This window comes from Isoptericola jiangsuensis (assembly GCF_002563715.1).
In the GTDB taxonomy this organism is placed as follows: Bacteria; Actinomycetota; Actinomycetes; order Actinomycetales; family Cellulomonadaceae; genus Isoptericola; species Isoptericola jiangsuensis.
The window spans coordinates 3,521,933-3,545,893 of record NZ_PDJJ01000001.1 but is presented as its reverse complement, the minus strand read 5'-3'; the positions used below and the strand labels follow the sequence as shown (position 1 = coordinate 3,545,893).

Annotated in this window: 22 protein-coding genes and 1 tRNA gene; 12 read left to right on the top strand and 11 right to left on the bottom strand. The window is 73.1% G+C overall.

All coding sequences use genetic code 11. From position 1 onward, the window contains the following. Positions 1–30: 30 nt before the first annotated feature. Both ATJ88_RS15940 and ATJ88_RS15935 read right to left on the bottom strand, forming a co-directional pair. Positions 31–741: an HdeD family acid-resistance protein gene (locus ATJ88_RS15940; RefSeq protein WP_098464673.1), complete on the bottom strand. Its 711-nt coding sequence runs from the start codon at positions 739–741 to the stop codon at positions 31–33. A 93-nt stretch (positions 742–834) separates the two neighbouring features. Beyond that, the gene (locus ATJ88_RS15935; RefSeq protein WP_098464672.1) at positions 835–1,836 is read right to left on the bottom strand and encodes a serine hydrolase domain-containing protein; all 1,002 of its coding nucleotides are present in this window, start codon (positions 1,834–1,836) and stop codon (positions 835–837) included. Positions 1,837–1,905: 69 nt separating this feature from the next. Here ATJ88_RS15935 and ATJ88_RS15930 point away from each other — a divergent pair, with 69 nt between their 5' ends. After that, complete coding sequence (locus tag ATJ88_RS15930) at positions 1,906–2,439, top strand: DnaJ family domain-containing protein (protein ID WP_098464671.1); 534 nt, start codon at positions 1,906–1,908, stop codon at positions 2,437–2,439. A 71-nt stretch (positions 2,440–2,510) separates the two neighbouring features. Here ATJ88_RS15930 and ATJ88_RS15925 read toward each other — a convergent pair whose 3' ends face one another. After that, entirely contained in the window at positions 2,511–3,005 is a 495-nt protein-coding gene (locus tag ATJ88_RS15925; RefSeq protein ID WP_098464670.1) for a low molecular weight protein-tyrosine-phosphatase, read from the bottom strand. A gap of 242 nt (positions 3,006–3,247) precedes the next feature. On the opposite strand from ATJ88_RS15925, the gene ATJ88_RS15920 reads away from it, so the two are divergent. From ATJ88_RS15920 to ATJ88_RS15885, 8 genes are all read left to right on the top strand, one after another. Next, positions 3,248–4,282, top strand: a complete 1,035-nt coding sequence (locus tag ATJ88_RS15920; protein WP_245852501.1) for a LacI family DNA-binding transcriptional regulator — start codon at positions 3,248–3,250, stop codon at positions 4,280–4,282. A 53-nt stretch (positions 4,283–4,335) separates the two neighbouring features. Further along, complete coding sequence (locus ATJ88_RS15915; protein WP_098464668.1) at positions 4,336–5,334, top strand: carbohydrate kinase family protein; 999 nt, start codon at positions 4,336–4,338, stop codon at positions 5,332–5,334. Between the two features lie 109 nt (positions 5,335–5,443). Continuing rightward, positions 5,444–6,472 carry a LacI family DNA-binding transcriptional regulator gene (locus tag ATJ88_RS15910; protein ID WP_098464667.1) on the top strand — a complete coding sequence of 343 codons (1,029 nt, stop codon included), beginning with the start codon at positions 5,444–5,446 and terminating at the stop codon, positions 6,470–6,472. Between the two features lie 155 nt (positions 6,473–6,627). Then, positions 6,628–7,878, top strand: coding sequence for a sugar ABC transporter substrate-binding protein (locus ATJ88_RS15905; protein WP_245852498.1), 1,251 nt, complete (start codon positions 6,628–6,630; stop codon positions 7,876–7,878). A 64-nt stretch (positions 7,879–7,942) separates the two neighbouring features. Continuing rightward, entirely contained in the window at positions 7,943–8,902 is a 960-nt protein-coding gene (locus ATJ88_RS15900; RefSeq protein WP_098464665.1) for a carbohydrate ABC transporter permease, read from the top strand. Between the two features lie 2 nt (positions 8,903–8,904). After that, positions 8,905–9,876 carry a carbohydrate ABC transporter permease gene (locus ATJ88_RS15895; protein WP_098464664.1) on the top strand — a complete coding sequence of 324 codons (972 nt, stop codon included), beginning with the start codon at positions 8,905–8,907 and terminating at the stop codon, positions 9,874–9,876. A 108-nt stretch (positions 9,877–9,984) separates the two neighbouring features. Further along, positions 9,985–10,965 (top strand): glycoside hydrolase family protein, encoded by a 981-nt coding sequence (locus tag ATJ88_RS15890; RefSeq protein WP_098464663.1) that lies wholly within the window; start codon positions 9,985–9,987, stop codon positions 10,963–10,965. Positions 10,966–11,038: 73 nt separating this feature from the next. Continuing rightward, positions 11,039–13,093: a glycoside hydrolase family 32 protein gene (locus tag ATJ88_RS15885; protein ID WP_098464662.1), complete on the top strand. Its 2,055-nt coding sequence runs from the start codon at positions 11,039–11,041 to the stop codon at positions 13,091–13,093. A 73-nt stretch (positions 13,094–13,166) separates the two neighbouring features. On the opposite strand, the gene ATJ88_RS15880 is transcribed toward ATJ88_RS15885, so the two are convergent. Then, positions 13,167–14,045, bottom strand: a complete 879-nt coding sequence (locus tag ATJ88_RS15880) for a CPBP family intramembrane glutamic endopeptidase (protein ID WP_098464661.1) — start codon at positions 14,043–14,045, stop codon at positions 13,167–13,169. A gap of 199 nt (positions 14,046–14,244) precedes the next feature. Here ATJ88_RS15880 and ATJ88_RS15875 point away from each other — a divergent pair, with 199 nt between their 5' ends. Further along, positions 14,245–15,099, top strand: coding sequence for an SDR family oxidoreductase (locus ATJ88_RS15875; RefSeq protein WP_098464660.1), 855 nt, complete (start codon positions 14,245–14,247; stop codon positions 15,097–15,099). A 26-nt stretch (positions 15,100–15,125) separates the two neighbouring features. Here the strand turns inward: ATJ88_RS15875 and ATJ88_RS15870 are convergent, their stop codons facing one another. The 6 genes from ATJ88_RS15870 to ATJ88_RS15845 form a co-directional block, all read right to left on the bottom strand. Then, positions 15,126–15,860: a glycosyltransferase family 2 protein gene (locus ATJ88_RS15870; protein WP_245852497.1), complete on the bottom strand. Its 735-nt coding sequence runs from the start codon at positions 15,858–15,860 to the stop codon at positions 15,126–15,128. Then, a complete protein-coding gene (locus ATJ88_RS15865; RefSeq protein WP_245852494.1) occupies positions 15,857–17,236 on the bottom strand; it encodes a PIG-L family deacetylase in 1,380 nt (459 codons plus the stop codon). Before ATJ88_RS15865 ends, ATJ88_RS15870 begins: the two co-directional genes overlap by 4 nt. Then, positions 17,233–18,303 (bottom strand): acyl-CoA dehydrogenase family protein, encoded by a 1,071-nt coding sequence (locus tag ATJ88_RS15860; protein WP_098464658.1) that lies wholly within the window; start codon positions 18,301–18,303, stop codon positions 17,233–17,235. Before ATJ88_RS15860 ends, ATJ88_RS15865 begins: the two co-directional genes overlap by 4 nt. A gap of 204 nt (positions 18,304–18,507) precedes the next feature. Next, a tRNA-Pro gene (locus tag ATJ88_RS15855) sits at positions 18,508–18,584 on the bottom strand. Positions 18,585–18,680: 96 nt separating this feature from the next. Beyond that, the gene (locus ATJ88_RS15850) at positions 18,681–19,583 is read right to left on the bottom strand and encodes a metallophosphoesterase (RefSeq protein ID WP_425432704.1); all 903 of its coding nucleotides are present in this window, start codon (positions 19,581–19,583) and stop codon (positions 18,681–18,683) included. Positions 19,584–19,588: 5 nt separating this feature from the next. Beyond that, positions 19,589–21,940 carry a transglycosylase domain-containing protein gene (locus ATJ88_RS15845; RefSeq protein WP_098464657.1) on the bottom strand — a complete coding sequence of 784 codons (2,352 nt, stop codon included), beginning with the start codon at positions 21,938–21,940 and terminating at the stop codon, positions 19,589–19,591. Between the two features lie 121 nt (positions 21,941–22,061). On the opposite strand from ATJ88_RS15845, the gene sp36 reads away from it, so the two are divergent. Continuing rightward, a complete protein-coding gene (gene sp36 / locus ATJ88_RS15840; RefSeq protein ID WP_098464656.1) occupies positions 22,062–22,223 on the top strand; it encodes a Sp36 family protein in 162 nt (53 codons plus the stop codon). A 5-nt stretch (positions 22,224–22,228) separates the two neighbouring features. Beyond that, the gene (locus ATJ88_RS15835; RefSeq protein ID WP_098464655.1) at positions 22,229–22,696 is read left to right on the top strand and encodes a RidA family protein; all 468 of its coding nucleotides are present in this window, start codon (positions 22,229–22,231) and stop codon (positions 22,694–22,696) included. Between the two features lie 540 nt (positions 22,697–23,236). Here ATJ88_RS15835 and ATJ88_RS15830 read toward each other — a convergent pair. Beyond that, a complete protein-coding gene (locus ATJ88_RS15830) occupies positions 23,237–23,914 on the bottom strand; it encodes a Crp/Fnr family transcriptional regulator (protein ID WP_098464654.1) in 678 nt (225 codons plus the stop codon). Positions 23,915–23,961 lie beyond the last annotated feature (47 nt).

Here is a 23,961-nt window from a genome sequence, read left to right as displayed (position 1 = left end):
ACCCGGTCAGCGCCGGGGGAGGCGCCGCGCTCAGCGGGTGCGGTCGGTCGCCGGGCCGGCGTCGTCCGGCCACGCGTCGTCGTCCGCCCCGCCCGCCGGGGCCGTCCCCGCGTCGGCGTCGGGCGTGCGCCGGGACGCCCGACGGCCACCGGACCGCCGGTCGAGGTCCTTCTGCCGGGTCGTGGTGGACAGCCCGCCGACGGCGAGCACCGCGCCCGACAGGATGAGGTAGAGACCCAGCAGCATCGCGATCGTCGTCACGTCGTCCGTGGGCCGGGCGAGGACGGCGATGCCCAGGATGATCCACAGGATCGCGTTGACGAGCTGCCAGTCCCACGCGAGGTTGCGCGTCACGCGGCCCCGCAGCCCCGCGATCGTGCCCAGCACGCCCGCGATGCACGCCCAGATCCCGACCGCGAGGAACACCACCGACGACGTCATCGACGGCCACAGCACGATCATCGCCGCGGCCACGATGCTGACGACGCCCGCGATCAGGCGCCACGACTGGCCGTCGTCCGGCCCCGTACGGGCCGCGTACCCCTCCAGCGCCAGCAGGATCCCCTGTGCGGCGATCGCGATGCCGATCAGCCAGCGCAACGCCTCCAGGCCGTCGTCGGGGTTGACGAACAGCAGCACCCCGACGACCAGGTAGGCGGCGGCGCGGACGTACACGAGCCCCCACAGTCTGCGGGCGGTACCCATCGTCCGCTGGGAGAGCGGTGTGCCGCTGTCGGTCATCGAGGGCCTCCCCGTCGCCGGTCCTGCGACGATGCTACGAGCGGACGCCGTGATCCGCGTGGCAACACGCCTGGTCGGGACGTCCCCGGCCGGTCAGTCGAACAGCGGCGCCAGCGCGCCGATCACGGGCCAGGCGCCCTCCGAGCTGTTCCCCAGCACGGTCACCGTCGTGGCCGTCGCCGGGTCGTGCGTCGACCGGAACGACACCCCGGCGTCGTACCCCTCGACGACGAGGGCCTCGCCCGTGGGGTGCAGGAACACTCCCGCGCCGCTGCGCAGGTCCTCACCGGGGACGTCGTGCCGCGGCCGGACCATCCACGCGACCGTCTCCCGCGACACCACCCGGCCGTCGAGCAGCGCGCGCCAGAACCGGTGCAGGTCGTCCGCCGTCGTCCACGCCCCGCCGTCACCGGTGCCCAGCACCGGCAGGTGCAGCACGTTCCAGGCGTTCCCCTCCGCGTCCAGGTAGCCGAGCGCAGCGTCCCCGGGCAGGTCGTCCGACCGCAGGTGGTCGGTCGTGGTCAGGCCCGCACGGTCGATCACCTCGGTGCGCACGAGGTCGTGGAAGGTGCGGCCCGAGGTCCGCTCGGCGACGACCGCGAGCACCACGTAGCCGCCGTTGTTGTACGCGAAGCGCTCGCCCGGCGGCGACACCTGCGCGAACCCGGTGAGCTCCGGCAGGAACGCCTCCGCCGTTCCGAGGAGGTGCACCGGGGTGCGCAGCACGTGGTCGTGCGGGTCCCAGGCGGCCTCCTCGTCCAGGTAGTCGCCGATCCCCGACGTGTGCGTCAGCAGGTGCTGGACGGTCACGCCGTCGTCCACGTCCGGCAGGTCGTCGTCGAGGACGTCCCGCACCCGCGTGCCCAGGTCCAGCGCGCCGTCCTCGACGAGGCGCAGCACCGCCAGCGCGGTGAACACCTTGGACCCGCTCGCCACCCCGAACCGCGTCGCCGGCGTGTTGCGCACCCCCGCCGCGCGGTGCGCGAACCCGTGCGCCTGCTCCAGCACGCGTTCGTCACCCACGTCGACCGTGACCACGCCCGTGAACGTGCCCTGCTCCACGGCCCGGGCCAGCGCCTCCTCGTCGATCCGCATGCCTCGATCGTGCCCCGCCGGGCGCGGGTGAGGACAGCGATTTCTCCGGCCCGTCCGTAGCCTGGGGGCATGAGCGACGACGACCCCGCCCGTCGGGCGGCGCAGTACCGCGTGGACCGGGAGGCGGCCCGCGACCGGGCGCGACCCGGACCCGAGGACGGTCAGGACACCGGGTCCGACGAGGGCGTGGAACAGCCGCGACCCCGCATGGACGACCGTGCCCTGTGGGTCGACACCGTCATCGACCAGGCGATGCGGCGCGGCGAGTTCGACGACCTCCCCGGCCAGGGCAAGCCGCTGCGCGGGATCAAGGGCACCCACGACCCCGACTGGTGGCTCAAGAACCTTGTCGAGCGGGAGCAGATCACCGGGGTCCTGCCCGCGGCGCAGCTGCGCCGCGACGCCGCCGAGCTCGACGACACCGTCGACCGGGAGCACGACGAGCGCGGCGTGCGGCGCGTCGTCGAGGAGTTCAACGCCCGCGTCGTCGACGCCCGCCGCCAGCTCCTCGGCGGACCGCCCGTGGTCACCCCCACCCGCGACGTCGACGTCGAGGTGCGGCGGTGGCGCGAACGGCGCCACGCCCGCGGCATCCGGGGCTGACCGGACCGGCCGCCTCGACCGCCGTCACGGGCGAGGTGTGCCCGGCGTCGCGTCGCCGGTGCCCGGGGGAGTCAGGCGGACGCGTGCGCGGCGAGACCGGCGCGGACGTGCTCGACGATGCCGTCGGCCGCCGCCTCGATCTCCGCCATCGTCGTCTCGAACCCCGCCTGGTCGCCGTACCAGGGGTCCTCCACGTCGATGCGGTGCTCGTCCTGCAGGCCGACCGCCGGCGCCGCCGGGTCGAACGACCGGAACATGCGCACCGGCGCGCCCGGGGCCAGCGTCCGCAGCCGCCGCGCGTGCTGCGACGTCATCGCGAGCACCAGGTCGCGCTCGGCGAGGTCGCCCGGCGACACCTGGCGGGCGCGGTGACCCTCACCGGCCGGGTAGCCGTGCGCGGCCAGGGTGCGGCGCGCCCGCGGGTCCACCGGGTTGCCGTGCTCCTCGTCGCTCACCCCCGTCGAGTCGACCACGACCTGGTCGCCGAGGCCGGCGGCCTCCAGGCGGTCGCGCAGCACGATCTCGGCCATGGGGGAGCGGCAGATGTTTCCGGTGCAGACGGTCATCACGCGGTACGGGCTCACCCTTCCATCATCCACGATCCGCGGGGTCGGACGGGCTGCCGTCCCGGTGACGTGCGTCGCGTCCGGGACCTCCGTCCAGGGGACACGGCGACGGCCGTCCGGGAGGGCGGTGGGAGGATGTGCGGCGTGGGCCCTCCCCGCCCCGGCGGGGTCGTCGGGCTGCGGGGTCCGGGACCGAGGTTCGAGACGAGGGGTGGCAGCCGTTGACGACGGAGCCGGGACACGTGACACCGCGCTCGACCCGCCCGCGGCCGACCATGCGCGACGTCGCCGCGCTGGCGGGCGTCGGCGTGAAGACGGTCTCGCGGGTGGTCAACGGTGAGCCGAACGTCTCGAGCGCGACCGCGGCGAAGGTGCGTGCCGCAGCGGCCCGGCTGGACTTCGAGCCCGACCTGCACGCCGGCAACCTGCGTCGTCGTGACGGCCGGACCCGGACGCTCGGGCTGGTGGTGTCCAGCGTGGCCAACCCGTTCGCCGGGCAGGTGCACCGCGGGATCGAGCGCGTCGCCGCCGCCCACGGCTACGCCGTGCTCGCGGTCAGCGTGGAGGACGACCCGGACGCCGAGGTGCGTGCCGTCACCGAGCTGGCGCGTCGTCGCGTCGACGGGTTCGTGGTCACGCCGGTGCGTGACGACCAGTCCTACCTGGCCGTCCACGTCGACCGGGGCACGCCCGTGGTGTGCGTCGACCGGGAGCCCACCGGTCTGGAGGCGGACCGCGTCGTGTCGTCCCACGTCGACGGTGCTCGTGCGGCCGTGCGCCACCTGGTCGCCCACGGGCACCGACGCGTCGCGTTCCTCGGTGACGTCGAGAGCGTCCAGACGGCCCGGCTCCGCCGCGACGGGTACGCGGCCGCGATGGCTGCCGCCGGGCTCGACGTGGATCCGCGCCTCGTCGTGCCGGGTCTGCCCGACGAGGCGAGCGCGACCGCCGCGGTCCACCGGCTGCTCGCCCTGCCGGACCCGCCGACGGCGATCTTCTCGGCCCGGAACACCGTGACCCTGGGTGTGGTCCGTGCCCTGCAGCAGGCCGGTCGTGAGCGCGAGATCGCGTGCGTCGGCTTCGACGACGTCGAGGCGGGCGACCTGGTCGTGCCTGGCCTGACGGCCGTGGTGCAGGACACGGACGGGCTCGGCAGGCGTGCGGCCGAGCTCCTCTTCGCCCGGCTCGACGGTGACGCGGGGCCCTGCCGCCGGGTCGTGGTGCCGACGTCGCTCGTCGCCCGTGGCTCGGGGGAGATCCGCGGACCGGCCCGCTAGCCGCCGTCCGGACCCTGTTCCGCGCGGTCCCCACGATGGGGTTCAATGTCCCCATGGCACAGACTGACATCGTTGTCACCCGGTCGGACTCCCCGCCGGCCGACGACCGGCGACCCCACGTGGTCGTCGTCGGCGAGGCGCTCCTCGACGTCGTCCACCGGGTGGACGGCAGCGTCGACGAGCTGCCGGGCGGCAGCCCCGCGAACGTCGCCCTCACCCTGGGCCGGCTGGACCGCGACGTCCGGCTGGTCACCTGGCTCGGCGCCGACGGCCGCGGCTCGGCGGTGCGGACCTGGCTGGAGGGTTCGGGCGTCCTGCTCGCACCGGGGAGCACCGACGCCCCGGCCACCAGCGTCGCCGTCGCGCGCCTCGACGAGCACGGCGCGGCGACCTACGAGTTCCGGCTCGACTGGAGGGTGCCGACGGGCGCGGCCGCGTCCCCCGACGCGCTCGCCGTGCACACGGGCTCGATCGCGGCCGTGGTCGAACCCGGCGCCTCCGCGGTCCGCGACCTCGTGCGGACGGCGCGACCGACCGCGACGATCACCTACGACCCCAACGTCCGACCCGACCTCATGGGCGACCCGGCCGACGTGCGTCCGACGGTCGAGGAGCTCGTCTCCCTCGCGGACGTGGTCAAGGTGAGCGACGAGGACCTCGGATGGCTGGCCCCGGGTGCGGACCCCCTCGTCGTGGCGCGCTCCTGGCTGGGCCTCGGTCCCGCGCTCGTGGTCGTGACCCTGGGCGGCGAGGGTGCCGTCGCGGTCTCGGCGGCGGGCGAGCGGCGGGCGGTCGCACCACGGGTCGAGGTCGTGGACACGGTGGGCGCGGGGGACTCCTTCATGGGTGCGCTCGTCGACGGCCTGTGGGCGGCCGACCTGCTCGGCGGTGCCCGTCGGGACGCGCTGCGCGAGGTCGACGGCGCCACGCTGGGGCGCCTCCTGGACCACTGCGTCGCGGTGGCGGCGGTGACCGTCTCCCGTGCCGGTGCCAACCCGCCGCGCCGGGCCGAGCTCGACGCCGCGCCGCCGATCCCGCGGCAGGGCGCGTGACGCGTCCCGCGGCGCCGCGGCGCCGGGCGCCCGGGCGGAGCCGCTTGACAAACGCGGTGAGCGAGGGGCACCATCCTGTTCAATCGATTAACCACGAGGAGGTGGCAGCATGGCCCGCGTACGGATCTCCGACGTCGCGACCGCGGCAGGCGTGTCCACGGCCACCGTCTCGCTGGTCCTCAACGACCGTGTCGAGCGGATCTCGCCCGCGACGGCGGCCCGTGTCCGGCAGGCGGCCGCCGCCGTCGGCTACACCCCCAACACCGTCGCCCGCGGTCTGCGGACGCAGCGCACCCACACCCTGGGACTGATCTCCGACACCATCGCGACGACCCCGTTCGCGGGCCGCATGCTGGCCGGGGCCCAGGACGCGGCGCGCGAGCACGGATACCTGGTGTTCCTCGTCGACACGGACGCGGACCCGAAGGTCGAGGAGAAGGCGATCCGCGCCCTGGTCGGCCAGCAGGTGGACGCCATGATCTACGCCGCGATGTGGCACCGCGTCGTCGAAGCCCCTGCCGGCCTGCCGACGGGCACGGTGTTCCTGGACTGCCGCCCCTCGGGCGGGGGCTTCCCGGCCGTGGTCCCCGACGACCGTCAGGGCGGCGTCGCCGCCGTCCGCGAGCTCGTCGCCGCGGGACACCGGCGGATCGCGTACGTGGACGTCGCCGAGGACGAGCCGCCCGTCGCCTCCGGCCTGCGCCACCAGGGCTACCTGGAGGTGCTCGCGGAGGCGGGCATCACCCCCGACCCCGCCCTGCACGCCCGCGGCGAGACCTCCGCCGCGGGCGGGTGCGCCGCCGTCGGACGGCTGCTCGACCTGCCCGCCGACCGGCGGCCCACGGGCATCTTCTGCTTCAACGACCGCATGGCGGCCGGCGCGTACGTCGCCGCGCACCGCCGCGGGATGGACGTCCCCCGGGACGTCTCGATCGTCGGATACGACGACCAGCAGCTCGTCGCGGGCGAGCAGGACCCGCCCCTGACGACCGTCGCGCTGCCCCACTACGAGATGGGGCGCTGGGCGACGGAGGTCGCGCTGGGGGTCCGTGAACCCCCGCGCGAGGACAGCACCCACCTCATGCCGTGCCCGATCGTGCGTCGGGACTCGGTAGGTCCGCCGCCGACAGCAGCCTGACTGCCGTCGGCGACGAACCGTGATCCATCGTGACCGCTCCCATCCGCCAAGACACGGCGGTCACCGATCAGATGCCGGACGTCGACGTCCGGTACCCGGAGAGGAAACCTTAGATGAACCGCAGATCCCTCATGGCGATCGTATCCGCTTCGGCGGTGTCGGCACTCACGCTCACCGCCTGCGGCCAGGCGGGCCAGGGCGGTGCCGCCGCCGACGGCGACGGACCCGTGCAGCTGACCATGTGGACCCACTCCGCCGGCAACCCGGCCGAGCTCGAGGTCTACCAGCAGATCATCGACGACTTCAACGCGTCGCAGGACGAGTACGAGGTCGTCGAGGAGTCGTTCCCGCAGGGCGCCTACAACGACGCCATCGTCGCCGCGGCCGCCGCCGACGACCTGCCCTGCCTGCTCGACATGGACGGACCCATCGTCCCGAACTGGGCCTGGGCCGGCTACATCCAGCCCCTCGGGCTGTCGACGGACATCACCGACTCGCTGCTGCCCACGGCGGTCGGCACGTACAAGGACGAGATCTACTCGGCGGGGTACTGGGACGCCGCCCTGTCGATCTTCGCGCGCGAGTCCGTGCTCACCGCGAACGACGTCCGCATCCCGACGATCGACGAGCCGTGGACGGTGGACGAGTTCGACACCGTCCTGGCCACGCTCCAGGACGCCGGCTACGACACCCCGCTCGACATCGGTGCCGAGGACACCGGCGAGTGGTGGTCCTACGCGTACTCGCCCATGCTGCAGAGCTCCGGCGGCGACCTCGTCGACCGCGACACGATGCTCACCTCGGACGGGACGCTCAACGGCCCCGAGGCCGTCGACTTCTTCACCTGGTTCCAGGGCGCGTTCGACCAGGGGTACACGAGCAACGCGGGCACGATCGGCAACGAGGAGTTCAACGCCGACGAGGTCGCGCTCAGCTACACCGGCGTCTGGAACGCCCTCGACTCGCTCGACGCGGTCGGTGACGACCTGCTGATCCTGCCCCCGCCGGACTTCGGGAACGGCCCCAAGATCGGCGGCGGTTCGTGGCAGTGGGGCATCTCCTCCACCTGCGCGAGCCCCGAGGGTGCGCGGGCCTACCTGGAGTTCTCCTTCGCCGACGAGTACCTCACCGCGTTCTCGGACAAGCAGATCGTCATCCCCGCCACCGAGAGCGCGACCGAGGCGTCCGAGCACTTCTCCACCGACGGCGACCTGCGTCCGTTCGTCGAGCTCTCGCAGCAGCTCGCGGTCCTGCGCCCGCAGACCCCGGCCTACCCCGTGATCTCCTCGACGTTCGAGAAGGCGGCGAAGGACATCATGAACGGCGCCGACGTGCAGTCGACGCTCGACGGCGCCGTCTCCGAGATCGACGCGAACATCCAGTCCAACGACGGGTACGGCTTCTGAGCCGTCCCTCCAGATCGGCGTGGGCGGGCCGTGCAGGCCCGCCCACGCACGGACGGAGTCGATCATGACCACCCCCACGAGCGCGCCCGCGACCGGCGCGGGCGCCGCCTCCCACCCCCTGCCCCCACGCCGGCGAGGCGCCGGGAGGGCTCGCCGGCACGAGGGCCGCTCCGGCCTCGCGATGGTCCTGCCGGCCCTGGTCCTCCTCGTGCTGTTCCTCGTCGTCCCGGTGATGCTCGCGTTCGGGCTGTCCTTCACCAACGCGCGCCTCATCTCGCCCAACCCGCCCCGCTTCGTCGGGCTCGACAACTTCGTCCGCGCGTTCACCGCCGACCCGGTGTTCCTCCGCTCGACGGTCAACACGTTCGTGTTCGCGCTCGTGGTCGTCCCGGTGCAGGCCGGGCTCGGGCTGCTCCTCGCGGTCCTCGTGAACCAGAAGATCCGCGGCGTCACCGCGTTCCGGGTCATCTACTTCATCCCGGTCGTCACGTCGATCGTCGTCGTGTCGATCCTGTGGAAGTTCATGTACCAGGAGAACGGCCTGGTCAACTCGTTCATCGACACGCTCACGTTCGGGGCGTGGCAGGGCACCGCCTGGTTGAACGACCCCAGCACCGCGCTCGGCGCCATCATCGTGCTGTCGATCTGGCAGGCGGTGGGCTTCCACATGCTGATCTGGTTGTCCGGGCTCCAGACCATCCCCGAGGAGCTCTACGAGGCCGCCCGGATGGACGGCGCCACACCGTGGCAGCAGTTCACGAACGTCACGTGGCCGGGCCTGCGCTCGACCATGGTCTTCGTCCTGGTGACCATCACGATCGCGGCCCTGGGGCTCTTCGTGCAGGTCGACGTCATGACGCAGGGCGGGCCGGTCAACTCGACCTCGACCCTCGTCTACCACGCGGTCCGCAAGGGCTACCGGGAGATGGAGACGGGGTACGGCGCCACGATCTCGCTCATCTTCTTCGTGCTCGTGCTGGTGATCGCCCTGGTGCAGCGCTTCCTGACCCGAGACAAGGACTGACCATGACCACCGCATCCCTCGACACCACGGGAACGACGCCCGACCCGGGCGGCGCACGCCCCGGACGCCGCGCCGGCGGAGGCGACCACCAGGGCGAGCGCCACCTGAGGCGTCGCCGCAGGGCCTGGTCCTACCTCGCGATGAGCGCGCTCGCCGTCGTGTTCCTCTTCCCCCTGGTGTTCATGTTCGTGTCCTCGCTCAAGCCGGACGCGCAGATCCTCGGGGACGTCGACTCCGTCCGGGCGTTCCTCCCCGTCGGCGACATCAGCCTCGACAACTACTACGGGGTGTTCGACCGCGTCCCCGTCCGCCGCTTCCTGCTGAACTCCGTGCTCGTCACCGTCCTCACCGTCGGGCTCGGGCTGGTCGTCAACTCGATGGCGGGTTTCGCCCTGGCGCGCATGCGCTGGAAGGGCCGCACCCTGGTGCTCAGCCTCGTCATCGCGACCCTCATCGTGCCCTTCGAGACGATCGCCGTCCCGATGGTCTACTGGGTGTCCAAGCTGCCGACGATCGTCCTGGAGGGCGGCATCCCGAAGTACGACTTCGGGTGGCTGAACACCTACGAGGTGCAGATCGTCCCGTTCATCGCGAACGCGTTCTCGATCTTCCTGTTCACCCAGTACTTCTCGACGATCCCGACGTCGCTCGACGAGGCGGCCCGGATCGACGGCGCGGGCTGGTTCACCATCTACCGGCGCATCGTCGCACCGCTGGCGGGCCCGGCGTTCGCGACCGTCGCCATCCTCACGTTCCTGCCGGCGTGGAACCAGTACCTGTGGCCGCTCATGGTCGTGCAGCAGGAGGAGCTGCGCCCGGTGATGGTCGGCATGCAGTACTTCTTCCAGCTCAACACCGCGTGGGGAGAGGTCATGGCGTACACGTCGCTCATCACCCTGCCCGTGCTCGTCGTCTTCCTGTCCTTCCAGCGCGCGTTCGTCTCGAGCGTGGCGGCGAGCGGGGTCAAGGGCTGACCTGACGCCCCCACCCGCCCCCGTCCACCGGGCCCCCGGTGGACCGCCCCGCGCTCCCCGCGCTCCTGCTCGACTCCTCCGCGGAGCCTCCCGAAAGGTCCTTCTCGCATGCTCACGCTTCCCGACTCCTGGGTGTGGGACTTCTGGTTCGCCGACGACGGTGACCGGCACCACCTGTTCTTCCTCTACGCGTCCCGGGCGCTGCACGAACCCGACGCGCGGCACTACCGGGCGTCGATCGGGCACGCCGTGTCCGACGACCTCGTGCACTGGACGCGCGTGGAGGACGCGCTCGTCCGGTCCGACGCCGGCGGCTGGGACGACCTCGCGACCTGGACGGGGTCGGTCGTGCGGCACCCCGACGGCACCTGGTTCCTCTTCTACACCGGCTCCACGCTGACCCCGGCCGGCAACGTCCAGCGCGTCGGGTACGCCACGTCGTCCGACCTGGCGACGTGGACCAAGGCGCCGGAGAACCCCGTGCTCACCGCCGACGGGCGCTGGTACGAGACGCTCGCCGACGGCCAGTGGCACGACGAGGCGTTCCGCGACCCGTGGGTGCTGCCCGACCCGGACGGCGACGGGTGGCACATGCTCCTGACCGCCCGCGGTCGCAGCGGGCCGGCGGACGACCGCGGCGTCGTCGGCCACGCCTGGTCGCCCGACCTGCGCCGCTGGGAGCTACGCCCGCCGCTCAGCGAGCCCGGTCACGGGTTCGGCCAGCTCGAGGTCACGCAGGTCGAGATCGTCGACGGCGCGCCCGTCCTGCTGTTCTCCTGCCTCGCCGCCGACATGTCGGCGGAGCGTCGCGCCGGGACCACCGGTGGCGTATGGGCGGCCCCCGCGGAGTCGTTGCTCGGCCCGTTCGACGTCACCCGGGCCCAGCAGCTCACCGACTCGTCGATGTACAGCGGGCGGCTCGTGCGCGACCGGTCCGGGCGCTGGATGCTGCTCGCGTTCCACCACGACGCGCCCGACGGGTCCTTCGTGGGGAGCATCAGCGACCCGATGCCGGTCCACCGGGAGGGCGACCGCCTGGTCGTCACCGGTGTGCCCGCCCCGACGGCGCGTCCCGCGGGCACCCGCTAGTCCCCCCGGCCTGCCGGGGTCGCGCGCGACCCCGGCAGGCCGTCCCCTGACGGATCGAGACGACGGAGTCACGATGACGAACCGCAACCCCGGGCGCGTGCTCGCGCCCACCCTGCTCGCCCTCGCCCTCGCCGCACCGTTGGCGGCCGCCACGCCGACGGCGGGCGCAGCCGCGCCGGCCGAGGTCCGGCCGACCACCACGACCACGGAGGCGACGACGTACCGGCCGGTCTACCACCACTCCGTGCCGGACCACTGGAAGAACGACCCGCAGCGACCGATCTGGGTCGACGGCGAGCTCCGGTACCACTACCTGTACAACCCCGACTACGACGAGAAGGTCGGCACGTCATGGCGCCTGACCGCCAGCTCGGACGGCGTCGTCTTCCGCGACCAGGGTGTCGCGGCGGCCAAGGGGACGAACGCGAACTACGACCTGTGGTCCGGTTCCACCGTCGTGGACCACGACGACACCGCGGGGTTCGGCGCCGGGGCCGTCATCATGCTCGTCACCCAGATGGACCACCCGACCCTCGCCGAGATCGCCGACGCCTCCGGGCCGCAGGCCCAGTTCCTGTGGTACTCCACCGACGGCGGACGCACGTTCCGTCCCGACGGTGACGAGCCGGTCATGGCGAACGGCGGTCGAGCCGACTTCCGCGACCCGAAGGTCGTGTGGGACGAGGAGCGCGGACGCTGGGTCGCGCTCGTCGCGGAGGCGGACCGGGTGAGCTTCTGGACCTCGCCGGACCTCCACGCGTGGGAACGGGTGTCCGAGCTCGTGCGCGACGACCTCGGCATGATCGAGTGCCCCGACCTGTTCCGGATCCGGGCGGCGGACGGCACCCTGCACTGGGTCCTGGGGGTCAGCGCCAACGGGTACCTCACGGGCGACCGGGCGACCTACGCCTACTGGACGGGTGACTTCGACGGGGAGACGTTCACCCCCGACGTCGCCGACCCGCAGTGGCTCGACCACGGGTTCGACTGGTACGGCGCCGTCACCTGGGAGGACCGGGACGGCTCGCTCGACCGGCGGTACGCGATCGGCTGGATGAACTCGTGGGCCTACCCGCACTCGACACCCACGTGGGACGTCGACGGGTTCAACGGCACCGACTCGATCGTGCGGGAGCTGCGGCTCGGGGCGTCGGACGACCCGTCGGGCTACTCGCTCCTGTCACGACCCGTGGCCGCGCTCGACGACCACGCGACCTCGACGACCGTCCTCGGGGACGTCGACGTCCCGGCGGGCGACCCCGTCGTGCTCGACCAGCAGGAGGTCGCCTACCGGATCGAGACGACGGTCTCGCGCGGCACGGCGGAGAACGTCGGCCTCCAGCTCCGCCGTTCCGCCGACGGGACTCGGCACGCCGACGTAGGTGCGTTCTTCGGCGACGACGTCGCGTACTCCTACCTCAACCGGGGTGGCACGGTGCAGCCCGACGCGTCGAGGGAGAAGCTCGAGTCGCGTGCCCCGCTGGCCGGCGCGGCCGGGTCCGACGACGTCCGTCTCACCGTGCTCGTCGACCGCACCTCCGTCGAGGTGTTCGTCGACGACGGCCGTGTCGTCCACTCGAGCCAGGTGTTCGGCCGGCCCGAGGACGTGGGTGCGGCGCTGTACGCCGTGGGCGGCACCGCGACGTTCCGCGACCTGACCGTCACCACCTTCGGGGACGTCAACCGCCCGGCCGCCCGGCTGATCGCCGACTTCGAGGGCGACGCGCTGCCGGCCGGCTGGACCGCGACCGGCGGGCTCTCCGGTCTGGCACCGCAGGTGTCGGACCTGGCCGGTCAGGCGGGGCACCGGGTGCTGGACACCTTCGCGGGCGCCGACGCCGCGACGGGCGTCGTCACCTCGCCGCCGTTCGTCGTGGACCGCCGGTGGTTGCGCCTCCGGGTGGCGGGCGGCGACCATCCCCTCGGCGTCGAGCCGGCGACGTCCGTGAACCTGCTCCTCGACGGCCGGCCGGTCCGGACCGCGACGGGGAACGACGACGCGACGCTGCGACTGGTCGAGTGGGACCTCGCGGACCTGCAGGGGCGGACCGTCCAGCTGCAGGTGCTCGACGACGCGACGGCCGACTGGGGGCACCTCGTGGTCGACCACGTGACGCTGAGCGACTGACACCGCTGCGAGGGGACGGCCGGGTCGAGGACGGGGCTCCCCGTGCTCGACCCGGCTCCCGGCGGGGTCGACCTCAGGCCGTCACCCGTGCGGCGTCGCCGGACGGCTCGCCGAGCCCGAACTCGCGGAACCGGTCGACCCGACCGCGGACCCACCACAGCAGCAGGATGCCGAGCCCGATCACCACGAAGTTCGCCAGTCCGGCGACGGCGGCCAGCCCGGAGGTCGACGCCGTCTCGGTCGCCTCGTCGATGCCCCCGGTCAGCAGCATGGCCGACGGGTCGGTGGTGGCGTGCAGCAGCATCGGCCAGACGAGGTTCCGTGTGACGCGCAGGGTGAAGTACATCGCGACGCCGAAGAAGAACGTGTAGAAGACCGTGATCCCCACGGTGAGGCCGTCCATGCCGGCGATGTTGCCCAGGTGCATCGCCGCGAACACCAGCGACGACAGGACGGCCACCGCGAGCTCGCGGTAGCCGGCGCGGCGCAGCAGCGTGACACCGAGACCGCGCGTCGTGAGCTCCTCCCCGAAGCCGATGAGGAGACCGAGCAGCAGGATCAACGCGATCGAGGTGAACGTGTACCGCGAGTAGTCCGTCGCGGCGAGGCGCAGGACGTTCCAGACGAGGACGGCGATCGGCAGGATCCACATCCACCAGCTCCGCGACAGGGTGGTGGGCTGCGTCCTGAACAGCGACCGCAGCCAGCCGAGCCGCCAGGCGATGAACGCCATCACGGCGCCCTGGACGGCGGTGGGCAGCATCACCGCGAGGAACAGGGTGAGCGGGTCCCCGAGGAGGTCGTCCGCGTCGAGGCTGTCGGCGAACAGCGCGCCGATGGTGAGCCCGAGGGCGAAGTTCAGCGCCACGTAGAGGGTGGCCAGGATCACGGCCTTCCAGAACCCACCCCGGTCCCAGAACCCGGCTCGTGCGGCGGAGGACGACTCGGTCATCGTGGTGCTCCCCTCTCGAAAGGGTGAGGATGTGCCTCTGCGCACACGGTAGCGACGCGGTGGAGAGTCGGCGCGCGGTGCGCGACCCGCCGTCCGTCGTTGCCCTGGGCAGCGCTGGCCGCTCCTCGTGCCCGCGGTTACCGTCGGGACGGGCCGCTCGCACGGCTCCACCACCACCGTTCACCCCAGGAGGACATCCATGACGGACCCCGCGTTCCCCGCGCAGCAGCAGCCGCCGGGCCTGACCGGTGCGATGGACCCGGTCCCCGACCACGGCGAGTCCAGCTACCGCGGCAGCGGCCGGCTGGACGGGCTGGGTGCCCTGATCACAGGCGGAGACTCCGGGATCGGGCGGGCGGTGGCGATCGCCTTCGCCCGCGAGGGCGCGGACGTCGCCATCGGCTACCTGCCCGAGGAGCAGGAGGACGCCGAGGAGACCGCCCGCTGGGTCGCCGAGGCGGGCCGGACGGCGCACCTGCTGCCGGGCGACCTCACGCAGGAGCACACCGCCCGTGCCCTGCCCGGACGCGCCGCGGAGGCCCTCGGGGGCCTGGACGTGCTGGTCAACAACGCCGGCTTCCAGATGGCGCGGCGCGACTCGTTCGAGGACGTCACGACCGACGAGATCGACCGCGTCCTCCGTACCAACCTGTACGCCCTGTTCTGGGTGACCCAGGCGGCGCTGCCCCACCTGGGGGACGGGGCGAGCATCATCAACAACTCCTCCATCCAGGCGTTCCAGCCCTCCACGGCCCTCCTGGACTACGCCTCCACGAAGGCCGCGATCAACAACCTCACCGTGAACCTCGCGGCCGAGCTCGGACCGCGCGGCATCCGGGTGAACGCCGTGGCGCCCGGCCCCATCTGGACGCCGTTGCAGCCGGCCACCCAGCCCGAGGAGAAGATCGAGCAGTTCGGCAAGGACACCCCGCTGGGCCGAGCGGGCCAGCCGGCGGAGGTCGCCCCGGCGTTCGTGTTCCTCGCCTCGCCGTCGGACGCCGGGTACGTCTCCGGGACCGTCCTGGGCGTGACCGGCGGCAAGCCGGTCTTCTGACCGACCGACCGGCGGGACCGGGCCGGTCAGCCGGCCAGGTCCCGCCGCCCGGTGCCGGTCGTGCGGTCCGTGACCAGGTCGTCACGCAGGTGCCGCGCGTACCCGCCGGGCGTCCGCCCGACGAGCCGGGCCGAGGTCAGCACCTCCGCCACCGCGTCGGCGACGACGCACCCGCCGAGACCCCGGGCGGCCTCCACGATCGCGACGTCCTCGTGCTCCGCGACCGCGGCGAAACCCCCGGCGGCCGTGTAGACCGACCGGCGGATCCCCAGGTTCGCCCCGTGGACGTGCCCGTTCGCGGCGCCGTCACGATGGGTCGCCCGCCACACCGTGGCGCGCTCCGGGGACAGGTCCTCCAGCCGCGGCCGCACCGTGCCGACCACGACGTCCGCGCCGCTGTCGGCCAGCTCCACCTGCCGGGTGAGCCACCCCGGCGGCACCTCGGAGTCGGCGTCGGTGCAGGCGATCCACGCGCGCTCGGCCGGGACGCCGGTGCGCACCGCCCGGACGCCGCGACGCCGCGCGGCCCCTACCCCGACGCCCGACGTCGTGACCGTCCGGAAGCCGGAGCGTCGCGCGATCGACGCGCTGCCGTCCGTGCACCCGTCGAGCACGACGACGACCTCGACGTCCACGTCCGGCCGGGCGTCGCCCAGCCTGTCGACCGCCCGGCGCAGCGCCGTCAGGCAGGCCGGCAGCAGGTCCTCCTCGTCCCGCACGGGGACGACGACGAGCACCGATCCCAGGTCGCCGTCGCTCAACGCAGTCCCTCCGTCGCCGCGACCGACCTCACCGGGGGCCGCGCGAGGACCTCGAGGACGAAGTCGTCCTCCTCGTGGCGGACCTGGACCGCCAGGTCGGTCCGCGACCGCAGGACGTCGTGCACCTCGTCCCCGCCCAGCGGGTACTCGGGCACCTCGTGGCGCCAGTGGCACGCCACGACGACGCCGTCCGCGTCGAGCGAGCGGACCACCCGGTCCAGCGTGAGGTCGAGGTCGCCGCGTCCGTAGTAGTAGAGGACCTCCGACAGCACGACGAGGTCGAACGACCCGTCCGGCCACCGCCGGGGCGTGTCGAGGCGGAGGAGCTCGGCGTCGTCCCCGAGCCGTTCCCGGGCCGACGCCAGGGGAGCGTCGGCGATGTCGACCCCGGTGATCCGGTCGCAGCGAGCGGCGAGCTCCTGGGTGAGCACCCCGGTGGAGCAGCCGAGCTCGAGCGCGTGGCGGAACCGCGCCCGCGGCAGCGAGGCGAGGAGCACGGCACGCTTGCGGGCCTCGTACCACCGCGACTCGAAACCCCACGGATCGTCCCGGCCGGCGTAGAAGCGGTCGAAGAAGTCGCGACCCAGGGACCCGCCCGGCCCGACCGCGGCGGCGTCGCCGGCGGACGCGTCCTCGGCCTCGACGAACACCTCGACGGTGCGCGCCGCGTGCCGCAGCATCTCCTGGCCGACGACGGCAGGGAGGCCCGACCGGGGCCGGACCTGGCTCGTGTGCGAGCGCACCGCACGCTCCTTGGCCCGCCTCTCCCGCGCCGTCAGGTCGAGCCCGCGCAGCTCGCCCCACGGGACGTCCGCCGCCGACGGGTCACCCCAGTGCCAGAGCCAGATCGGGTACTCCAGGAGCCGGGCACCGTGGCGACCGGCCACCTGAGCGGCGACCTCGCCGGCGACGCGGTGGTCGCGGTGGCCGTCACCGCGCCAGGGAGCGCACACCACCACGCCGGGTCCACCGGGTCCGCCGGCGGCGTCCAGCGTGGCGTCGAGCCTCTCGGCGAGCTGCGCGCGGTGCTCCCTCAGGCCGCCGTCCGGCAGACCGAGCAGGACGAGACGTGCCGCCGGCGCGAGGGCGGCCAGGGCGTCCGCGACCTCGCGACGGCGCACGGCGCGCAGCTCGTCGAGGTCGTCGTCGGGGTGGGACCCCTCCCCGTCGGTGGCCACCACGACCGTGACCGGCACCCCGCGGTCGGCGAGCCGACCGATCAGGCCACCCGCACCGAGCGACTCGTCGTCCGGATGGGCCGCGACGACGACCAGGGCGTCGACCTGCTCGACCTGCAGCGGGGCGGGACGGTCCAGCACGCCGACGGACACCCACGCGGCCTCGGACGTGCCGGGCTCGCGGTGGTCGAACCTCACCACGGCAGCTCCCCGACCGCCACGAGGTCCCGACCCAGGGCGGCCTCGTCGCGCTCCGCATGGTGCTGGCGGACGTACACCCCGAGATCGGCGACGCGCCGCGCGTACCTCTCGTCGGCGGTGAGAGGACCAGGACCGAGGGCGTGCGCGCACCGGCGCTGGACCTCCTCGACGGCGCCCGCCACGACCGTGCGCACCCGGCGGGCCAGCACAGCGGACGGCTTGCCGTCGATCCCGGCGTCCACGAGATCGGCCGCCTCGGCCAGGCACACGCGAGCGGCCCCGAGCGCGACGTCCACCGCACCGAGATGGGCCAGCGCGAGCTGGTCGGGCTCGCGCCGCCCGACGGCCTCCCACAGGGCGCGGGCCAGACCGACCGCACCGCCCCACCAGCACGCCGCGACACCGATGCCGCCCCACGCGAAACCCGGCCGGCGCAGGTACCAGCCGGACGGGCCCACCGGGACCGCAGCGGTGTCGTCGAAGCTCACCGGCGCGCTGACCACCTGCGCCAGCCCGCGCGACACCCAGGGACCCGCCGCCGGGTGGACGCCGTGGCCGCGCAGGTCGACGGCGAACAGGCGACGCTCGTCGGCACCCACCCAGGCCGTCACCAGGGCGTGGGAGAGCGAACCCGCGAGGGAGCACCACGGCTTCGTGCCGTTCAGGACCCAGGTCCCGTCCCCCTGCCGGGCGTCGAGCCGCACACCCGGCCCTTCCGCCGCGAAGACGCCCCACGTGCTCCCGTCACCGGCACCCACCGCCGCCAGGTCGACCGGTGCAGGCGCCTGCGCGAGGATCGACAGCGCGTCGAGGTGCGGCTCCAGGACGCGGGCCGCGCCCACGTCCGCGGCCGCGACGGACGCCAGCGCCGACCAGAGCGCCGCCGTGGCACCGGCACCGGGCAGCGGCAACCGTCCGGACACCTCGCCGGCCCACGCCAGCAGGGCGTCGACGTCGTCGGGCCGGGCTGCCACGGCGGCGAGATCCGCACCGTCGAGCAGCGGACGGACCGCCGGGCGCAGCAGGACGGGAACGGGCGGCGCCGACCCGGAAGAACTCACCACAGGGCCTCCAAGGTCGTCGGGTGCGTCCCCTCCCTCGGGAACCGTCCACCAGGATGCGGGCGGGTACCGGACCGTGCAAACGATGCACGCACCGCGACGCGACAGGTGACGCCCCGATCCCTCCCGGGCCGCTCCCGGACCAGGACCGGAGCAAGGCGAAAGGCCCCCCGGCCCAGCGTTTCCGCCGGCCGGAGGGCCTCTCTGTGGTCGGGGTGACAGGATTTGAACCTGCGACCTCTTCGTCCCGAACGAAGCGCGCTACCAAGCTGCGCCACACCCCGAGGGATCACGTCCGCCACGTACCCGGTGACCGGGCCCCGCGTGCGGAAGCCTGCTCAGAATAGCCGACGATCGGCCCGGAAAGAAAACTCAGGTCCTCACCGGGCGGTGAACGTGATCAAGGTCGCCTCCGGGCGGCACGCGAACCGCACGGGGGCGTAGGGCGAGGTGCCCGCACCGGCGGACACGTGGAGCCACGTCGAGCCCTGGCCGCCGCGCTCGTCGGGGCGCGGCCCGGGCCAGCCGTGCAGGCCCTTCGCACGTCGACGGTCGACGTCGCAGTTCGTCACGAGGGCGCCGTAGAACGGCAGGCAGAGCTGGCCGCCGTGCGTGTGGCCCGCGATGATCGCGTCCACGTCGTCGGCGTGCATCTCGTCGAGGACGCGCACGTACGGGGCGTGCGTGACGCCGAGGCGCAGCACCGTGCCGGGCGGTGCGTCCTGCGGCGCCGGGTAGACGTCGCGGTCGATGTGCGGGTCGTCCACGCCCGTGAGCGACACGGGGCGGCCGTGCACCTCGACGACGTCGCGCCGGTTGGTGAGGTCCGCCCAGCCGGCGGCGGACAGGGCTTTCGCGAGCTCGTCGGCGGGGAGGTCCGGCTGCCGACGGATGGGGCTGCGCGCGTCGGGCAGGAGGTAGCGCGCCGGGTTCTTGAACGTGGGGGAGTAGTAGTCGTTCGACCCCATGACGAACGCGCCGGGGAACGCCGTCAGCGGCTCCAGGGCGTGCAGCAGCGGGTCGAGGGCGTCCGGGTGCGCCAGGTTGTCACCCGTGTCGACGACGAGGTCCGGCTCCAGGGCGGCGAGCGACCGCACCCACTCGATCTTGCGGCGCTGCCCCGGGGTGAGGTGCAGGTCGGAGACCTGAAGGACGCGCACGTCCCGCTCGCCGGGCGCCAGCACCGGCACGGTGACGCGGCGCAGCGTGAAGAGCTTGGTCTCCAGGTGCGCGTACGCCAGCCCGGCCGCGGCGACGCCGGCGACGCCGCCCAGCACCTTCAGCGCGTTCAGTCGTCGCTCCCGCCGTTGCCGTTGCCGCGGCCACCCCCGTTGCCGGGGCCCCCGCCGTTGCCGCCACCCTGGTTCCCCGAGTCGCCGCCGTCCGACCCCGAGTCGCCCGAGTCGCCGTCGCCCGAGTCGTCGTCGTCCGACCCGTCGTCCGCCGGCGTCGGCGTGGACACCGCACCGATCAGCGCCGGGTCCGGCTCGCCGAAGTCCTTCACCGGCATGCCCTGGATGATCTGGTCCATGTAGACCTTCCAGGCGGGCGCCGCCACCGACGAGCCGTACAGGGGGTCGAAGTACTCGCCGTTGACCCACATGCCGTTCGTGTGGTCCTCGGTCTGGCTCTCGATCGAGCCGACCCAGACGGACGTCGCGAGCTGCGGCGTGAAGCCGGTGAACCACGTCTGCGCCGCGACCTGCGACGTCCCGGTCTTGCCGGCCACCGGCCGCCCGTCCGCGAGCCCGCCGAGACGGCGGGCCGTCCCGTCCGTGAACACCTTCTCCATCGCATACACCATCGTGTTCGCGATGTTGGTCGCCAGGGCGTTCTTGTCGCAGTCGGCCTGCGGGACGTCGTACGACTCGCCCTGCGGCCCGGTCACCTCGAGGATCGCGACCGGCTTGCAGTACGTGCCGCCCGAGGCGATCGTCGCGTACATCGACGCGATCCCCAGCGGGGACGTCTCCTGCGTGCCGACGATCATCGGCGCGACGACGTCGATGTCCTTCTCCTTGACGTTCGTCGTGCGCAGCGGGCCCGCCTCATCCGTGGGCGTGCTCTTGCTGGTCGGGCGGAAACCCATCTCGAAGGCGGTGTGCCGCAGGTCGCACAGGTTGAGCTGGTAGCCCATCGACGCGTAGGCGGTGTTCACCGACTGGTAGGTCGCCTGCAGCACCGACATCGTGCCGCCCGCGTTGCCCTCCGCGTTGCGCGGGTCCCAGGTGTCGTAGCCCAGGCTCCCCACGCACGGCGTCTGGAAGTTCCCCACCGTGTACGAGTTGTGGTTCGCGCTCACCCGGTCGTTGAGCGTGTGCCCCGAGCGCAGCCACTCCGCCAGCACCACCGGCTTGAAGTTCGAGCCCGGCTGCAGGCCGCCCGACGCGCCGTGCAGGTAGTCCGCGTTGTAGTTCACCGTCGTGTCGCGGCTGGCCTTGTCCGCCTCCTTCGTCCCCGAGTACGGCACGTTCTGCGCCATCGCGAGGATCTCGCCCGACCCCGGCTCCACCGTGACGATCGACGCCTCCAGGTTGGAGTCGTCGTCCTCCGGCACGGCGTCGTTGATCGTCTTGAACGCCGTCTTCTGCTTCTTCCAGTCCAGCGTGGTGTGGATCTCCAGGCCGCCCCGGTACAGCAGCTCCTGCCGGTCCGCGCGCGTCTCGCCGAACGCCGAGTCCAGCAGGACCTCCTTGATGACGTAGTCGCAGAAGAACGCCGCCTGCTTCGCCGACTGGCAGCCCGCCGACGTCGGCGTCACGTTCAGGGTGTCCTCGATCGGCGTCGCCTGGCCCTCGTCGCGCTGGTCCGTGGTGATGTACCCGAGCTTCCACATGTTCTGCAGGACGGCGTTGCGGCGCTCCTCCGCCTTCTCCGGGTTGCGCGTCGGGTCGAACAGACCCGGAGCCTTCGTCACGCCCGCGATCGTCGCCGCCTCCACGGGCGTCAGGTCCGCCGCCGACTTGTCGAAGTAGTAGCGCGACGCCGACTCCACGCCGTAGATGCTCTTCGAGCCGAACTGCGCCACGTTCAGGTAGCCCTGGAGGATCTCCTCCTTGGACATCTGCTTCTCCAGCGCCACCGCCATCTTCGCCTCGCGCAGCTTGCGGTTCAGCGAGTCCTCGTGCGCGTCGATCACCGCGAACGGGTCGTCGTCCTGCAGCGCCGACTCGATCAGCATGTTCTTCACGTACTGCTGCGTGATCGTCGAGGCGCCCTGCGTCGCGTCACCGCTCAGGTTGTTCACCGCGGCACGCGTGATGCCGCGCGCGTCGATCCCGTTGTGCTCGTAGAACCGCTCGTCCTCGATCGCGATCACCGCGTGCTGCATGTACTCCGAGATGTCGTCCAGCGACACCACGATGCGGTTCTGGTAGTAGAACGTCGCCAGCAGCCGCCCGTTCGACGCGTAGATGCGGGACTGCTGCGACAGCGGCCGCGGCTCCAGCTCCGCCGGCACGTCGTCGTAGATCTCGATCGTCGCGTCCGCCGCCGCGTTCGCACCCGCGACCGCCGGGATGACGAACCCGGCGGCGAGCACGCCACCGGCCCCCGCGGCCAGCACGAAGGCGAGCAGCAGGGCGACGAGCTGGGTGGCGGGGATGGTGCGCGTGATGCGGCGGGACTCAGGAGACGCCATGGCCTACAGCCTAGGGGCTGCCCCCCGGCGCACGACCCGAACCCGACCGGCCCCGTGTGCAGGTCCTGTGGAATGGTCGTGCCGGGCCTCGTGCGGAGGGTGCCCGGGCTACCATCGCGCCATGGCTACCACGTGGGAGTACGCGACCATCCCCCTCCTCATCCACAACACCAAGGCGATCCTCGACCAGTGGGGTGCGGACGGCTGGGAGCTGGTCCAGGTCGTGCCCGGGCCGGACGGCACCGGCCTCGTCGCCTACCTCAAGCGTCCCTCGGGGGCATGAGCGGCATGAGCGTCGACGCACGACTCGCCGAGCTCGGCATCACCCTGCCCGCCGTCGCCGCGCCCGTCGCGGCGTACCAGCCGGCCGTCCGGTCCGGCGCCCACGTCTACACGGCCGGACAGCTCCCGTTCGTCGACGGCGCGCTGCCCGTCACCGGCAAGGTCGGTGACGGCGACGGCCTCGTCGACCCCGCCACGGCGGCGGACCTGGCACGCACCTGCGCGCTCAACGCCCTCGCGGCCGTCCGCAGCGTCGCGGGCACCCTGGAGGGCGTCCGCATCGTCAAGGTGACGGGCTTCGTCGCGTCCGACCCGTCGTTCACGGGCCAGCCCGGCGTCCTCAACGGCGCCAGCACCGTCCTCGGCGAGATCTTCGGCGACGCGGGCACCCACGCCCGCTCCGCCGTCGGCGTCGCGGTCCTTCCGCTGGACGCCCCCGTCGAGGTCGAGATCATCGCGGAGCTCCCTGCCTGACGCCCGCCGCGCACCGACCCTCGCACCCCTGCGGACGCTCACCGTCCGTGGGGGTGCTGTCGTCTGTCGGTGCACAGTCGTGGGCTTGCGTTCCGCGGGGTGGCCGTGCGGCTTACGTCCCGCGGGGTGGGCGTGCGGCTTACGTCCCGCGGGGTGGCGGCGTCGTGCGCGCGGCCGCGTTCACGGGCCCCAGGGGGCCCTCCACTTCGGGCAGGAGACGGCCGCGCCCACGACGCCGCCACCCCGCTCCGTCGTCGGCTCGCGTCGCGGTTGGCCCGGCGCATCGGGCGGGCGCCGTCGACTTGGAGCCCGCGTCGCCTCGCGTCGGTGTGCGCTGACTGGCGTGGAGGTGCGCTGACTGGCGTGGGGGTGCGCTGACTCGCGTGCGACGAGCGTGACGCGACGGGACGGCAAAGGTGACGGGGCGAGGTCCTGCCGCACGGTCGTCATCCCCGAAGTGGAGGGCCCCCTGGGGCCCGTGAACGCGATCGTGCGGCAGGACCTCGCCCCGTCACCGGACGCGGGACGAGCCGAGCGGACTCAGCGGGCGCGGCGCTCCAGGCGGTCGAGGTCCAGCAGGACGACGGCGCGGCCCTCGCGGCGGACCCAGCCGCGGGTGGCGAAGTCGGCCAGGGCCTTGTTGACGGTCTCGCGGGAGGCGCCGACGAGCTGGGCGAGCTCTTCCTGCGTGAGGTCGTGGGCGACGCGGACGCCCTCGTCGTTGGTCTCGCCGAACCGGTTGGACAGGTCCAGGAGGGCCTTGGCGACGCGGCCGGGGACGTCGGAGAAGACGAGGTCGGCGAGGGTCTCGTTGGTGCGGCGCAGGCGGCGGGCCAGCGCACCGAGCAGGGTCGTCGCGACGCTGGGGTGCTGCGCGATCCACTGCACGAGGGCCTGGTGGCGGAGCTCGTAGATGAGCGCCTCGGACACCGAGGAGGCGGTGGCGGTGCGGGGGCCGGGGTCGAAGAGGGAGAGCTCGCCGAACATCTCGCCGGGGCCGAGGATGGACAGCAGGTTCTCCCGGCCGTCGCTGGACCGGCGTCCGAGCTTGATCTTGCCCTGCGCGATGACGTAGAGACGGTCGCCCGGTTCGCCCTCGCGGAACAGGACGTCCCCGCGGCTCAGCTCCACGGGAACCATGGAGTCGAAGAGCGCCTTGGACTCCTCGCTCTCCATGTCCGAGAAGAGGGGGGCGGAGAGCACGACGGTGTCGTCCACAGCATTCCTCACGATCTCTCAGGGTCGGCCTCGTCGGGTCGGCCCGG